Below are 14,159 nucleotides of genomic sequence, written 5' to 3' on the forward strand. Positions count from 1 at the left end.
CCCGCGATCTTAACCTTTCGGCAGGGTTCGCGCGGTTTCGTTAAGCCTTTTTCAATCGCGATGACGCGTCACGGCGCGACCCATTCCCCCGCCCAATCCGCATCCGCCCGGTAGATCGCCCGCCGATGCGGGTCGCTCAGGTCCAGCGCGTCGATGGTCTTCAGGCGGCACAAGATGCGCAAAAACCGCGCCGCATCGCCGGTATCGCGCGAAAACAGACCCAAAACAGGCGTTCCGGGGACCGCGCCACCATAATTCGCCTGCGCCTCGGGCGGCAGATTGGCAAAGGCCGCAGGGTCCCCGGCAGCCAAGATGGCCTGCCCCCGCATACGGATCTGAAGCCGTGCCTTGGGCACCCAGACATGCAGAGCCACGCGCGGATCGTCCTTTATCTGCAAGGCCTTGGGGCTCTCGGCATCGGTGTGCAGCTCCAACTCCCCCGCTGCCCGATCGACACGCCGCAACACCAGCGTCCGCAATTCCGGCCCCTCCGGCCCGATGGTCGCAAGGGTCGGGTGCCGCGCAGGGTGATGCCGGTCGGCCGTCCCGCGCCCCAGATGCTGCCAAACACTGTCCAACAGGCCAATCAGGGTCTCATCACTCATATCCCGTCATCTCCAGATATCCCCGCCCCGCATGTGTCCCGGTCATCCGGATCGGCCCCTCCCAATAAGAAACCGACACATCCATCCACGACTGCTCATTCAGCGGTGTTGTCGTGATATCAAGACCCTGATCCGCCAGTTCGACCCTCCATTCCGTCGGAACCATCCGCCCCGCAACCTCGCTCCGCGCCAAGGGCGTCATCACCAACGCGCCATCCGGATAGCTCTCGGTTACGCCATCTGCCCCGATCCACGTCGCGGCCGTATAAGCGGTGCCGTCGGTCTGTCGCAGCGAAAATCCCATCATCCGCGCCCCATCGTCGAACTGGAGCGAGACCCAATCCCACCCTTCCTGCTGTTCGGACAAGGGTTGCGATGACCATTCCCGATCAAGCCACGCATTCCCCGTGACGGGAATATCCCCTTCAGGCAGGCTGATCGTGCCGGTCACGGTATAAAAAGGCTGGGAATAATAATAGCTTGCCTGCCCTTCGCCCGACTTCACCGAATAGCCGCCGTCACCGTGAAAAACCAACGGACCCGTCGCCGCAAGGTCGAGCGCATAGGCGAAATCCGCCCCCCGCGCGGTGACCTGCAAGGCATCGAGCGCATCCGCCGCCCCCGCATCCGTCGCCACCATCTGCCAGTCATCGACCCAAGCCACAAAGGGATCGGCGGTCGCACCAGCCTGCCCGATCCCGCCGCGCGCAAGCCGCTCGGCACTGAAGTGCGCTTCGGGTGTTGTCAGCCCCGCATGGCCCATCCAGAGCTGCGGCGCCTCCCATCCCACCGCCTCGCGCGGGGCAAGGGCAGAGCGGAACAGCGTCCATTGCGCCCCGAATTCCGTCCCATCCGGTCCGGTAAGGGTTGCCGTCAGATACCACCACTCGATGCGATAGGCAGGATGTGCCCCATGATCTTGAGGAAAGGAAAAGGTCGCGGGCCGTTCCGGCATGGCAAACCCGTCAGCCGCCGTGCCAAGCCCGGCAAAGCCCTGCGCCCAGATCGGGCCAGCCCATCCAACAAGACAGATCGCCAATACTCTAACGTTCATGGGCAAAAACCTTGAGCAGCGTCGTGGGCGGCATGCGCGCCAATCGCCAGGCCGGCAGCGCGGCAGCAAGGGCGGCAGCGCCCAGCGCAAGCAGGAAAAGCCGTAGCCAATCGGCAGGAAAAATAGACATCGGCAACCGCCAGCCAAAGGCCTCGACATTGACGACGGCCAGCAACACCCAAGCGAGGCAAAGACCCACCGGCAGCGCCAAGACAAAGGTCAGCGCGGCAAGGATTAGGCTCCGCGCCAGTTCGAACCGCGCCAATTGCGCGCGCGTCAGGCCAAGCGCCCAAACCGGCGCCAATTGCGGCAGGCGCATCCCTGCCAAGGTCAAAAGGCTGGTCAGAAGCGCGAAAGCGGCCACGCCCAAGGTCAAAACATTCAACGCACCGGTGATGCGGAAGGTCTGTTCGAACACTTGAAGCGAAAACCGCTTGATCTGAGTTTGGTTCACCACCGCTTCGGTCGGCAGGCCGAAGTCCTCGCGTAGCGCTGTCGCCAACCCGGCAACATCAGCCGGGGGCAGCCGCAACGCAAACCGGGTCTGCGGCGCGTCCGGAAACATGTCTGTAAAGCGGTTCAGACCCAAAATCGCCTGCGCCGCCGGATTGCCGTAATCCGAATAGACCCCAACGATGGGCAGGGTCAGCGCGGGCGCAAGCGTCAGGGCGTCACCCAAATCAAGATCGGCGAACCGTGCCAGTTGCTCGTTGATCAGCACCCCCTCGCCCGCGGCCAGATCATCCCAGGCGTTGGGCTGGGCCTGCAAGAGCGGCCAATTCTCTCGAAAAGTCGGGTGATCGGCCTGGCCAAAGACCTCGCCCGGACGACCTGCCAAGGGCCGCTCGACACTGGCGATCGGCAGGATCGCATCGACACGATCCCCAAGAAAGGCGCGCAGGCGCAAGGCTTCGTCACTGTCGGCGACGGTCACGTAAAGTTCGGCCGCAAGCCGTTGATCGAGCCAGCCGACGAAGGTGCCACGGAACGACCCAACCATGGTCGAGACGCCGATATTGGCCGCTAACGCGAGCAAAAGCGCCATCAGCGCCAGCGAAAGGCCGGGCAATTGCTGGCGCGTGTCGGCAAAGAGCCATTGGCCCAAGGCGCCAGCCACGCTCTTGCTGGCCAGCCGCAGGATCAGGCCAAGGGTGGCTGGCAAGATCAACGCCGCGCCGACAAGCAGCGCGGCCAAGGTCGCAAAGCCGCTCAGGAGCGAGCCGCCCCAAAGGGCAAGGCCGATCGCTGCTCCAAACAGCAAAAGTGCCACCAGCGCCTGCCGGCGCATGGCCCGGCCGGACGCGGTTGCCCAAGCGCGCGGGTTGGCGGGCGCGAGAAGCGGCAGGGCGGCGGTGCGCCGCAACGCCTGCGCCCCGGCCAGCGCCGCCCCGGCCAGCGTCATTCCCAGCGCAGACAGCGCCCAAATTGGGTCGAAACCGAGCGTTCCGGGGATCTGCGCGCCGTAAAGCCCGCGCAGAGTGCCCGCCACACCGGGCATGAGAGCGGCCGCGATAGCATAGCCGAGGATCAGACCGATCAGCCCGGAAAACAGGGCCAAACCAGCCAGTTCGACACCAAAAGAGATCAATATCGTCCGCAGCGGCAAGCCAAGCGCGCGCAGTGTCCGAACCGTCGCCCGACGTTGTTCGAAGGCAAGGCCGATGGCGGCATGGACAATGAACAGGCCCACGGCAAAGGACAGGAGACCGAAGGCGGTCAGGTTCAGGTGGAAACTGTCGGTCAGCCGCCCGATATCGGCGGCACTGTCCGGTGGCTGAAGATGCAGATCGGTGGCCAGTGCCAGCGGCGGCAGGCCAACCGGTTGCGAAGGCGCGATCAGAAGGTAGCTGGGATCGGTTTGGCCAAGCAGGCGAGAGGCGGTTCCGATATCCGTGATTGCCGCACTAGGCGGGATCGTATCGCTGATCACGATCTCAGGCAGGCCGGGCGGAAGCGGCCCGCCAGCCGTTTCCTCCGTCATCAGGATCAGGCCGGGGTTCGTGAAAAATGCCGCGAGATCGAGTGTTTCATCCTGCAGCGCGGGGGGATCGGCCTCGGGCGGGGCTGTCAGCGGGTCGATCCCGAGCAGGCGCAGCCGCGCCTCGCCCAGGCGCAATTCGCCCGAGATAACGGGTGAGACCAGGTAGCCGGAACGGCGCAACGCGATGTAATCGGCAAGGGGCACGTCCCCGCCGTTCGGCCCCGTCAGGCGCGACAGCCGATCCTGCCCAAGGGTCGCCGCGGCCTCGGCATAGCTGTCCCGGGCTTCGGCGTTGATGGCCTGCACCCCGGACCAGAGCGCCGTGGCAAGCGCCAGCCCCATGACCAGCGCGGCCAACTGTCCGGTATGGTGGCGCCAATGGGAAAACAGGGTCGAAAGCGCCGTATAGAGCATATCAAGCACCCTGCGCTGCCGCGGTCAGACTGCCGCGTGACAGATGCAGGCGACGGTCCAGCCTTGCGGCAAGCCGGGTGGAATGGGTGACCATCATCAGCGCCGCGCCCGTTTCCCGTACAAGGTCGAGCAACAGGTCGAGAACGGCATCCCCCGTCGCCTCGTCAAGATTGCCGGTGGGTTCATCGGCTAGGATCAGTGCAGGGCGATTGGCCAGCGCCCGCGCGATGGCCACGCGCTGTTGTTGTCCGCCCGAAAGCTCCTCGGGGTAGCGGGTGACGAGGGCGTCGATGCCGAGGCGGCGGGCCAGCATGGCGCAATGTTCCGGGTCGTGGCGACCCGACAGGCGCGCCTGAAAGGCGATATTGCTCGAAACGGTCAGGGACGGGATCAGGTTGAATTGCTGGAACACCAGCCCGATCCTGTCCCGGCGGATCCGGGCGCGGCCGGTATCGTCGAGACCTGCCAGATCGACCCCATCCAGCATGACAGAGCCGCCATCGGGTTGATCCAGCGCACCAATCAGGTGCAACAGAGTGCTTTTGCCCGAGCCGCTTTCACCAGTCAGGGCCAACGTTTGTCCAGCGTCGAGTGTCAGGGACACGCCCTTCAGCACGTCGATGGGCCCATAGGCCTTGGTCAGGTTCTCGATGACGAGCAAGCTATCCATGTTCTGTTACCTAGCGGATGGGTGGCGCAGAAAAAGGGGCGCCGTGGCCGGTGGGCTGCGGCAAAGCGGCGGTCTGGATGGTTGCATCCGACCGTCGCTTGCGCCTTGGTGGCGGAGAGGATGAGGGAGAGCGCCATGCCGATCACGGATTGGGACGATGCCTATGCCAATGCCGCCCATATTCCGGGGGCGGAGCGGTTCCTGACCGAATGGCCGGTGCGTACGGAAACCTTGCGCGATGCCCGGCGCCCCGTGACCCTGCGCTACGGAACCGGCGCGCGGCAGGTGATCGATCTGTATAGACCCGAAAGTGCTGTGCAGGGTCTTACCATCATCGTGCATGGCGGTTACTGGATGCGCTTTTCACCCGATGAATTCGGGTTTCTTGCCGCCGGGCCACTGGCGCATGGGCAGGCGGTCGCCATGGTGCGCTACACATTGGCACCCGAGGCGCGGATCGCTGACATCACGGCCGAGGTGGCCGCCGCCATCGCGATTGCAGCGCGTGAGGTGGCGGGCCCGATCCGGCTGGCGGGGCATTCCGCGGGCGGGCATCTGGTGACGCGCATGGTCTGCGCCGGGATGTTGCCCGAGGATTTGGCCGCGCGCATCGTGCATGTCCTGTCGGTGTCCGGAGTGCATGATCTGCGCCCGCTTCTGCGGACCCAGATGAACGCGACCCTGCGCCTCGATCCGGACGAGGCGTTGAGCGAAAGCCCCGCGTTGTTGCAGCCGCGCGAGGGGGTCCGCGTCACCTGTGCCGTCGGTGAGAACGAGCGCCCCGAATTCGTGCGGCAGACCGATCTATTGGCGAATATCTGGCATGGACTGGGGGCTGATATGGCGGCCCTGCATGTGCCGGGGCTGCATCATTTCGACGTGATCGACCCCTTGGCCGATCCTGACGGGGTGCTGACGCGGTGCTTGCTGGATCAGAGTCTGCTGTAAAGATCGCCGATGGCGGTCTTGAGGCAGGCGCGATCCTCGGGGCCGAGATCGTCCAGAAGGGCCGATTCGACATCGCGGGCGGCCATGCGCAGGCGCGCGACCTCCTCGGTGCCCTTGTCGCTGAGTTGCACCACGAGCCGCCGCCGGTCGGCGCTGTCCCGGACAACGTGGATCATGTCGAGATCTTCGAGCCGGCGCTGGGCGCGGCTGACGCGGGCGGCATCCATCGCGGTGAGCGCGCAAAGCTGGTGACTGGAGCAGGGTTGATGCGACGGCAGCGCCATCATGATTCGCCATTCCGGAACCTGAAGCCCTGTGGCCCCCATGATCCGCTGAAAGGCGCGCGCCGCGATGACCGACATCTGGAACGGCAAGAAATCGGTCAGGTCGAAGGATAGGGTTTGGGCCTGGTCTTTCACGCGCCTACCGATTGTGCCGAGGTTTCATCATTCATCCCTGAGTTTAGCGCGCTCAATCGCGGATCGGCAAGCATTATGTAAGGCAAGATAGACAGATTGCGTGTTCGCCCCGAAGGACAGATCGCACCACCTTAGATTGCAGCGCGCCCAAATGCCCCACGATGTGCCGATGGACGGGACGCCGCAGCCTGACCGCCGGTCGGCGATTTGCGCAAAGTTTCCGATGATGAACAATGTTCTCGCCAAGGCGTCGAAATGCGACGCTTCGAACCCACTTTCCGTCTTGCCCAGACACAGCAAGCCCCGTATGTGCGGCGGTGGGACACCCCTCCCCAACGAGGGGCGTATATCTGTGAGGATATCAGATCATGGCACTTGAACACTCGGCGTCGCACGGCGTCGTGCGCAAACCTGAAACCCGGCCGGTCAATCCGCGGTTTTCTTCCGGCCCCTGCGCCAAACCCCCCGTTTACTCGCTGGACCTGCTTGCCGATGCGCCGCTCGGGCGCTCGCATCGCGCCGGTGTCGGCAAGGCCAAGCTGAAGGCCGCGATCGAGTTGACGCGCGAGATCCTCGGCGTTCCGGCCGATTACCGCATCGGGATCGTTCCGGCCTCGGACACGGGCGCGGTAGAGATGGCGATGTGGTCGCTGTTGGGCGCGCGGCCCTGCACCATGATCGCCTGGGAAAGCTTCGGCGAGGGTTGGGTGACCGATGCGGTCAAGCAGCTGAAGCTGGATGCCAAGGTTCTGAAGGCCGATTACGGGCATATCGTCGATTTCGCGCAAGTCGATTTCGACACGGATGTGGTTTTCACCTGGAACGGCACGACATCGGGTGTGCGGCTGCCCAATGGCGATGCGATCCCGGCGGATCGCGCGGGCCTGACCATCTGCGACGCGACAAGCGCGGCCTTTGCGCAGGACCTGCCGTGGCACAAGCTCGATGTCACCACCTTCTCCTGGCAGAAGGTGATGGGCGGCGAGGCGGCGCACGGGATGCTGATCCTGAGCCCCCGCGCGGTCGAGCGGCTGGAAAGCTACACGCCCGCATGGCCGATGCCCAAGATTTTCCGCATGACCAAGGGCGGCAAGCTGATCGAAGGGATTTTCGTCGGGGAGACGATCAACACGCCTTCGATGCTGGCAGTCGAGGATTACCTGGTCGCGTTGAACTGGGGCAAATCCATCGGCGGGCTGCCGGCGCTGATGGCGCGGGCCGATGCCAATGCGAAAGCGATCTTCGACTTTTGCGCGGCGCGCGATTGGATCGACAATCTGGCTGTTGACCCTGCGACGCGGTCAAACACCAGCGTTTGCCTGAAATTCACCGATCCCCGGATCACGGACGGCGCGGCATTCGCCAAGGCCATCGCCAAGCGGCTGGAGGCCGAGGGCGTCGCGCTGGACGTGGGTTCCTATCGTGATGCGCCTGCGGGCCTGCGGATCTGGTGTGGGGCGACGGTCGAAACCTCGGATATCGAGGCGATGTTGCCCTGGCTCGACTGGGCGTTCCAGACCGAGATCGAGGCACTGGCCAAGGCGGCGTGAGCATCGGTGCGCCGTGACGGGCGCATTGTCTCCCTTTTTCCGAAATCGCGGGTGCGCCTGAAGGCGCACCCAGCCCGACATCCCCAATCCGTAGGGTGCGCCTTCAGGCGCACCGCGACCCCATCATAAAGGACCACACCCATGGCCCCCAAGGTTCTCATTTCCGACAGCCTGTCGGATGCCGCCGTCCAGATCTTCAAGGATCGCGGGATCGACGTGACCTTCGATCCGTCGATCGGCAAGGACAAGGACAAGCTCCTGTCGGTCATTCATGAATACGACGGTCTTGCCATCCGGTCGGCCAGCAAGGTCACCGAAAAGATCATCGCGGCGGCCACCAACCTCAAGGTGATCGGCCGTGCGGGCATCGGGGTCGACAATGTCGACATTCCCGAGGCGTCGAAGAAGGGCATCATCGTGATGAACACGCCCTTTGGCAATTCGATCACGACCGCCGAACATGCCATCGCGATGATGTTCGCCGTCGCCCGCCAGATCCCCGAGGCCAATGCCTCGACCCATGCCGGGAAGTGGGAAAAGTCGCGCTTCATGGGCGTGGAATTGACCGGCAAGGTGCTGGCCGTGATCGGCGCGGGCAATATCGGGTCCATCGTTTGCGACCGGGCGCGCGGGCTGAAGATGAAAGTCGTGGCCTACGATCCCTTCCTGTCCGAGGATCGCGCCAAGCAGATGGGCGTGACCAAGCTGGAACTGGAGGATCTGCTCGCGCAGGCGGATTTCATCACGCTCCACGTCCCATATACGGAAAAGACCGCCAACATCCTGTCGGCCGAGAACCTGAAGAAGACGAAAAAGGGTGTGCGGATCATCAACTGCGCGCGCGGCGGTCTGGTCGACGAGGCGGCGCTGGCAGAGCTGATCAAATCCGGCCATGTCGCCGGCGCGGCTTTCGACGTGTTCAAGGAAGAACCGGCGACGGAAAACCCGCTGTTCAACCTGCCCAATGTCGTCGTCACCCCGCATCTGGGCGCAGCCACGACCGAGGCGCAGGAAAACGTCGCGCTGCAGGTGGCCGAACAGATGGCCGATTACCTGCTGACGGGGGCGGTGTCGAACGCGCTCAACATGCCCTCGGTCACGGCGCAGGAGGCCGCGATCATGGGCCCGTGGCTGAAGCTCGCGGAACATCTGGGCGCATTCGTCGGCCAGCTGACCGATGAGCCGATCCAGTCCATCGAGGTGGTCTATAACGGCATCGCCAAGGACATGAACCTCAAGGCGCTGAATTGTGCCGCCATCGCGGGCGTGATGAAGGCCGCGAACCCGGACGTGAACATGGTTTCGGCCCCGATCATGGCCAAGGAGCGGGGCGTCGAGCTATCGACCACCACGCAGGACAAGACCGGCGTTTTCGACGGCTATATTCGTCTGGTCGTCACCACGCCCACGCGGATGCGGTCCATCGCGGGCACGGTGTTCAGCGATGGCAAGCCGCGGTTCATCCAGATCAAGGGCATCAACATCGATGCCGAGATCGGGCAGCACATGCTTTACACCACCAACAAGGACGTGCCGGGCATCATCGGGACGCTGGGCCAGACCTTGGGCGAGAATGGCGTGAACATCGCCAATTTCACCCTTGGCCGGTCGGTGCGCGAGGGCGAGGCCATCGCGCTTTTGTATCTCGACGAACAGCCGCCCGTCGCGGTTCTGGACAAGCTCAAGGCCACGGGCCTGTTCCAGCAGGTTCGCCCGCTGCAGTTCGACGCGGCCTGATCCGCTGCGACCCCTTGGGCCTGCCGCATGCTTGCGGCGGGCCCTTCTTTTGCGCATGGTTTGGTGCATGTGCAACGATCTGGCGGGGTGAAGATGCCCGATCCCTTCGTTCTGGACGGCTTTTTGCCCTATCGCGTGACCGTCACTGCCGGGCGGCTCAGCCGCGAGTTTTCCCGTGTCTACCAGGAACGCTTTGGCCTGAGCCGGGCGGAATGGCGCGTCATGGCGCATCTGAGCCAGGAGGCCGAGGTGTCGGTGCGCGAGATCCATGCCCGCGTCGACATGGACAAGTCCAAGGTCAGCCGCGCCGCCACCCGTCTGGAAGAGGCGGGGATCGTCACCAAACGCATCAGCGATCATGACCGGCGGCTGGTCGTTCTGGCCCTGACCGAAAAAGGTGCCGCGATGATGGCCGAATTGGCCGAGGCGGCGCAGTCCTATCACGCCGAGCTGATCAAGCGGTTGGGGGCGGGCGCGCAGGATTTTCTTGCCGGGCTCGACGATCTGGGACGGGACAGGGAAACGCAGCGTCACGCTGGCCAAAGGCCGCCAAAGGATGGCCAATAGGCCAAGCAAGGGAGGGAGAAGACCATGGACGAGATCGTCATCCTGTCGGGCGCGCGCACCGCCATCGGCACCTTCGGCGGGTCGCTTGCGGCGGTTCCGCCGACAAAGCTGGGGGCCATCGTGGCCAAGGCTGCGCTGGACCGCGCCGGCGTCGAGGGCGGGCAGATCGGCCATGTCGTTTATGGCCATGTGATCAACACCGCGCCCAAGGACATGTACCTCAGCCGCGTGGCCGCGATGGAGGCAGGCATCCCCGACACGGTTCCGGCGATGAACGTGAACCGGCTGTGCGGTTCCGGCGCGCAGGCCATCGTGTCGATCATCCAGTCTCTGGCCATGGGCGACGCGCAATTCGGCCTGGCGGGCGGTGCGGAAAGCATGTCGAACGGCCCGCATATCCTGCCCGCTGCCCGGTTCGGGCAGAAGATGGGCGATGTGCGCGCGCTCGACATGATGATCGGCGCGCTGCATTGCCCCTTCGGCACCGGGCATATGGGCGTGACGGCGGAGAATGTCGCCGCCGAACACGGCATCAGCCGCGCGGATCAGGATGCCTTTGCCTTTGAAAGCCAGACCCGCGCTGCCCGCGCCATCGCCGAAGGGCGCTTTGCCGAGCAGATCGTGCCCGTGGAGGTGCAGGTCAAGCGCGAGATGGTCGCCTTTGCCACCGACGAACATCCCAAGGCGACGAGTGCCGAGGCACTGGCTGGTCTGCGCCCTGCCTTTCAAAAGGATGGCAGCGTCACGGCGGGCAATGCCAGCGGCATCAACGATGGCGCGGCGGCGCTGGTTTTGGCGCGGGCCGAGGCTGCGGAGGCTGCGGGCCTGACGCCGCGCGCGCGCATCATCGGCTATGCCCATGCCGGGGTGCGGCCCGAGGTGATGGGGATCGGTCCGGTGCCGGCCGTCGAGAATCTGCTGGCGCGCACGGGTCTCAAAATCAGCGATTTCGACGTGATCGAATCGAACGAGGCCTTTGCCGCGCAGGCGTTGGCGGTGAACAAGCGCCTTGGCCTCGACGCCGCCAAGGTGAACCCCAACGGCGGGGCCATCGCGCTGGGCCATCCGGTTGGTGCGACGGGCGCGATCATCACGGTCAAGGCGCTCTATGAACTGGAGCGGATCCAGGGCCGTCGCGCGCTGATCACCATGTGCATCGGCGGCGGGCAGGGAATCGCGCTGGCCATCGAACGGGTCTGAGGCCGGATTAACCGACTGTTCAGCAGTTTCGCCCACCCTGCCCGCGGCAGGCAGGGCACGGCGGGAGCGTGATGAGCATTCAGGGGTTCGATGACCGGCTGGCGCGGGAACGGCGGGGGCGGCTTCAGGCCGAACGCCTGCTCGCGCAACGGTCGGAGGAATTGTATTCCGCCCATCGCAAGCTGGCCGAACATGCCCATGCGCTGTCGCATACTGTGATCGAACAGCGTGCGGTCAATGCCGACCTGATCGGCCGGTCGACGCAGGCACAGGCGGCGCTGGCCGTTGCGACCGAAAAGGCGGTGGTGGCGGAACGCAGGCTTTGGGATGCGCTCAGCGCGGTCGAGGGCGGGTTTGCCATGTTCGACCGCGATTGGCGGCTGGTCATCGCCAACCCGGCCTGGATGCGCGCCTTTGAGGGGGTCGCCGATGTGGCGCCCGGTGCCAGCTACGAGGCAATCTTGCGCGTGGCGGTGGAAGAGGGGCTGGTCGATCTGCAAGGCGCCACGCCCGAAGCATGGGTTACCCGCATGATCGCCCGCTGGCGGCTGCCCAACATCCCCCCTGTCGATATCCGGCTGTTCAACGGCATCCATATCCGCGTGATCGACAAGCGCACCCCCGAGGGCGATCTGGTCAGCCTTGCGGTCGACATCACCGACACGATCCGGCGCGAACGCGATCTGGAACGCGCCCGCGATGCCGCCGAAGCCGCCGCGCGGGCGAAATCCGCCTTTTTGGCGAATATGAGCCACGAGATCCGCACGCCGATGAACGGCGTCGTGTCGATGGCGGAATTGCTGCGCGAAACCGCCCTGACGGAAGAACAGGCGCTCTATGCCGATACGATCCGCAATTCGGGTGAGGCGCTGCTCGTGATCATCAACGACATCCTCGATTATTCCAAGATCGACGCCCGCAAGCTGGTGCTGCATCCCGAGCGTTTCGATCTGCGGCAGACGATCCTCGAGATTTTCCAGCTCATGCGTCCGGGGCTGGAGGGAAAGGCGCTGGACCTGCGCCTGAAGGATGATCCGCGGGTGCCCGACAGCCTGATCGGGGATCGCGGGCGCATCCGGCAGATCCTGACGAACCTGATCGGCAACGCGGTGAAATTCACGCAAGCGGGGCATGTGACGGTGCGGGTGCGGGCCGCGCCACCGCCGCACCCCCCGGATCGGATGCCGATCCGCGTCACGGTCGAAGACACCGGGATCGGCATCGCGCCAGACATGCAGCGGCATGTGTTCGGCGAATTCAACCAGATCGAGTCGGAGGCGACGCGACGGTTCGACGGCACGGGCCTTGGTCTTGCCATCACGCAAAAGCTGGTCTCGCTGATGGAGGGGGAAATCTGGCTCGAGTCTGAGCTGGGGAAGGGATCTTTGTTCGGGTTCGCGATCACGCTGGGCATCGATCCGCAGGCGGTGACGGAGCCCGTGCCCCCTGCGCCGCGGCCTGCGCGGCTGCGGGTTCTGGCGGCCGAGGACAACAAGACCAACCAATTGGTCTTTCGCAGCATGTTGAAAGGGGTCGATCTGGACCTGGACCTGGTCGAGAACGGGGCGCTTTGCGTCGCGGCCTATCGGCGCGGAGTGCCCGACATGATCTTTACCGACATATCCATGCCCGAGATGGACGGGACCGAAGCGGCACAGGCGATTCGCGCGATGGAGGCGGAACTTGGCCGTCCGCCTGTGCCGATCATCGCCATGACGGCCCATGCTATGGACGGGGACCGCGGCCGCATCCTTGCCGCCGGGATCGACGCCTACATGACCAAGCCTCTCAAGAAGGCGGATCTGCATGGCATGATTCGCGCCCATGCGCCCGCCGCGCTTGGGGAAATTGGCGGGCTTACGGCCGCCAGCTCGCCAGCGCCGGAGTGAGGCGGTAGCGGCCCGTTTCGACGCCGCGCCAGTTGCGCAAGGGCCCCTGCGTATAGGTGAGCGCCACCGGGTCTGACGGGTCGAGTACGCCAAGCGCGCACAGGATGCTTGTGATCGTTGCCTCGGATGCACGGGTGGCCCCGTCGCTGATCTTGAGCGCGACGCCAATCCGCCGCTCGGGAATGATAGCTGCGAAAACCGCCTCGGCCCCGGTCTTGATCGCGGCGCGGTTGCCCATAACCCGCATCAGCTTGGTGCAGGCGCGGCCTTCGCCGGCGACCAGCTCGGGATGGGCCATCATCGCCTCGCGCAGGCGGACCATCGCGGTTTGCCGGGCATTCGCCCCGTCCTGCGCTGCTGAAAACATCGCAAGCGCGCGAGCGAACCCTTTGAGAGAGCTTGCGAAATTCGGGGCGGAACAGCCGTCAATGCCGTAGCCGGGCGTGGTTTCGTCGGTCACATCCTCCCACGCGGCACGCACCGCGCGCTGTACCGGGTGGTCAAGATCGATGTATTCCGGCCCGGCCTTGAGATGTTTTGTCAGGGTCAGGAACCCTGAATGCTTGCCCGAACAATTGTTGTGATGCTGGCCGGGGCCGCATTTCGTGCAGATCAGGTCGTCGCGGGCCGGTTCGTCGCTCGGCCATTGCACGCCGCAACGCAGATCGGCCTCGGACAGGCCGAGATCGGACAGCCAGCGCGTCACCCGGTCGGTGTGGATCGCAGCGCCCTGATGCGAGGCGCAGGCCAGCGCCAGATGTTCCTGCGTCAGGCCATGGGCATCGGCCGCGCCGCTTTCGATCAGGGGAAGGGCCTGCACCATCTTGGAGGAGGACCGGGGCAGGATCGTGCCGTCGACATCGCCCAGACCCCAGATCAGGCCGCTATCGGCATGCCAGACCGCGACATGCCCGTGATGCACGCTTTCGCAGAAATCCCCGCGCCACAGTTCCACCAGTCTTTCCGGTGTTACGGCCATCATCCCACCCCTTTCACATCCCGGCGATTTTCCGCCACCGGGGCTTTTGCTGAACGGCGGTTTCCTTTAGTCTGTACTAGGATACGGTGTGCCGCCCACATTACTTGAAGCAAAAACCGGGCGCAGACCAGAGGCAGACGAGAGCG

12 protein-coding genes are annotated in these 14,159 nt (G+C 64.7%); 6 read left to right on the forward strand and 6 right to left on the reverse strand.

Going from position 1 to position 14,159, the window contains the following annotated elements; translation table 11 throughout:
- Positions 1-68 precede the first annotated feature (68 nt).
- Genes QQK63_RS06500 through QQK63_RS06515 form a run of 4 tightly spaced genes read right to left on the reverse strand, consistent with a single transcriptional unit; the run spans position 69 to position 4,724 of the window.
- Entirely contained in the window at positions 69-605 is a 537-nt protein-coding gene (locus QQK63_RS06500) for a PNPOx family protein (RefSeq protein WP_277825638.1), read from the reverse strand.
- Entirely contained in the window at positions 598-1,659 is a 1,062-nt protein-coding gene (locus QQK63_RS06505) for a lipocalin-like domain-containing protein (RefSeq protein ID WP_277825640.1), read from the reverse strand. The genes QQK63_RS06500 and QQK63_RS06505 overlap by 8 nt, the downstream gene beginning before the upstream one ends.
- Positions 1,649-4,054, reverse strand: coding sequence for an FtsX-like permease family protein (locus tag QQK63_RS06510; protein WP_277825642.1), 2,406 nt, complete (start codon positions 4,052-4,054; stop codon positions 1,649-1,651). Before QQK63_RS06510 ends, QQK63_RS06505 begins: the two co-directional genes overlap by 11 nt.
- 1 nt (position 4,055) lies before the next feature.
- A complete protein-coding gene (locus QQK63_RS06515) occupies positions 4,056-4,724 on the reverse strand; it encodes an ABC transporter ATP-binding protein (RefSeq protein ID WP_277825644.1) in 669 nt (222 codons plus the stop codon).
- Between the two features lie 135 nt (positions 4,725-4,859).
- On the opposite strand from QQK63_RS06515, the gene QQK63_RS06520 reads away from it, so the two are divergent.
- On the forward strand, positions 4,860-5,672 hold the full coding sequence (locus QQK63_RS06520; protein WP_277825646.1) for an alpha/beta hydrolase: 813 nt from the start codon (positions 4,860-4,862) through the stop codon (positions 5,670-5,672).
- On the opposite strand, the gene QQK63_RS06525 is transcribed toward QQK63_RS06520, so the two are convergent.
- Complete coding sequence (locus QQK63_RS06525; protein ID WP_277825649.1) at positions 5,657-6,091, reverse strand: MarR family winged helix-turn-helix transcriptional regulator; 435 nt, start codon at positions 6,089-6,091, stop codon at positions 5,657-5,659. The genes QQK63_RS06520 and QQK63_RS06525 overlap by 16 nt on opposite strands.
- A 368-nt stretch (positions 6,092-6,459) precedes the next feature.
- On the opposite strand from QQK63_RS06525, the gene QQK63_RS06530 reads away from it, so the two are divergent.
- The 5 genes from QQK63_RS06530 (at position 6,460) to QQK63_RS06550 (ending at position 13,034) form a co-directional block, all read left to right on the forward strand.
- The gene (locus QQK63_RS06530) at positions 6,460-7,641 is read left to right on the forward strand and encodes a phosphoserine transaminase (protein WP_277825651.1); all 1,182 of its coding nucleotides are present in this window, start codon (positions 6,460-6,462) and stop codon (positions 7,639-7,641) included.
- Between the two features lie 141 nt (positions 7,642-7,782).
- Complete coding sequence (serA, locus tag QQK63_RS06535) at positions 7,783-9,378, forward strand: phosphoglycerate dehydrogenase (RefSeq protein ID WP_277825653.1); 1,596 nt, start codon at positions 7,783-7,785, stop codon at positions 9,376-9,378.
- A 93-nt stretch (positions 9,379-9,471) separates the two neighbouring features.
- Positions 9,472-9,945: a MarR family winged helix-turn-helix transcriptional regulator gene (locus tag QQK63_RS06540; protein WP_277825655.1), complete on the forward strand. Its 474-nt coding sequence runs from the start codon at positions 9,472-9,474 to the stop codon at positions 9,943-9,945.
- A 24-nt stretch (positions 9,946-9,969) separates the two neighbouring features.
- Entirely contained in the window at positions 9,970-11,145 is a 1,176-nt protein-coding gene (locus tag QQK63_RS06545) for an acetyl-CoA C-acyltransferase family protein (protein ID WP_277825657.1), read from the forward strand.
- Positions 11,146-11,216: 71 nt separating this feature from the next.
- Positions 11,217-13,034 (forward strand): ATP-binding protein, encoded by a 1,818-nt coding sequence (locus QQK63_RS06550; RefSeq protein ID WP_277825659.1) that lies wholly within the window; start codon positions 11,217-11,219, stop codon positions 13,032-13,034.
- Here QQK63_RS06550 and QQK63_RS06555 read toward each other — a convergent pair.
- The gene (locus tag QQK63_RS06555) at positions 13,003-14,013 is read right to left on the reverse strand and encodes an asparaginase (RefSeq protein ID WP_277825661.1); all 1,011 of its coding nucleotides are present in this window, start codon (positions 14,011-14,013) and stop codon (positions 13,003-13,005) included. The genes QQK63_RS06550 and QQK63_RS06555 overlap by 32 nt on opposite strands.
- Between the last annotated feature and the right edge of the window lie 146 nt (positions 14,014-14,159).

Origin of the sequence: Roseicyclus marinus (assembly GCF_030163795.1) — a bacterium.
Lineage (GTDB): Bacteria > Pseudomonadota > Alphaproteobacteria > Rhodobacterales > Rhodobacteraceae > Roseicyclus > Roseicyclus marinus.

Bases quoted from the DNA above. Each gene is read 5' to 3' on its own strand.
- QQK63_RS06550 (WP_277825659.1), top strand. From the start codon at position 11,217: ATGAGCATTCAGGGGTTCGATGACCGGCTGGCGCGGGAACGGCGGGGG.
- QQK63_RS06530 (WP_277825651.1), top strand. From the start codon at position 6,460: ATGGCACTTGAACACTCGGCGTCGCACGGCGTCGTGCGCAAACCTGAA.
- QQK63_RS06520 (WP_277825646.1), top strand. From the start codon at position 4,860: ATGCCGATCACGGATTGGGACGATGCCTATGCCAATGCCGCCCATATT.
- serA (WP_277825653.1), top strand. From the start codon at position 7,783: ATGGCCCCCAAGGTTCTCATTTCCGACAGCCTGTCGGATGCCGCCGTC.
- QQK63_RS06515 (WP_277825644.1), bottom strand. From the start codon at position 4,724: ATGGATAGCTTGCTCGTCATCGAGAACCTGACCAAGGCCTATGGGCCC.
- QQK63_RS06545 (WP_277825657.1), top strand. From the start codon at position 9,970: ATGGACGAGATCGTCATCCTGTCGGGCGCGCGCACCGCCATCGGCACC.
- QQK63_RS06555 (WP_277825661.1), bottom strand. From the start codon at position 14,013: ATGGCCGTAACACCGGAAAGACTGGTGGAACTGTGGCGCGGGGATTTC.
- QQK63_RS06510 (WP_277825642.1), bottom strand. From the start codon at position 4,054: ATGCTCTATACGGCGCTTTCGACCCTGTTTTCCCATTGGCGCCACCAT.
- QQK63_RS06505 (WP_277825640.1), bottom strand. From the start codon at position 1,659: ATGAACGTTAGAGTATTGGCGATCTGTCTTGTTGGATGGGCTGGCCCG.
- QQK63_RS06540 (WP_277825655.1), top strand. From the start codon at position 9,472: ATGCCCGATCCCTTCGTTCTGGACGGCTTTTTGCCCTATCGCGTGACC.
- QQK63_RS06500 (WP_277825638.1), bottom strand. From the start codon at position 605: ATGAGTGATGAGACCCTGATTGGCCTGTTGGACAGTGTTTGGCAGCAT.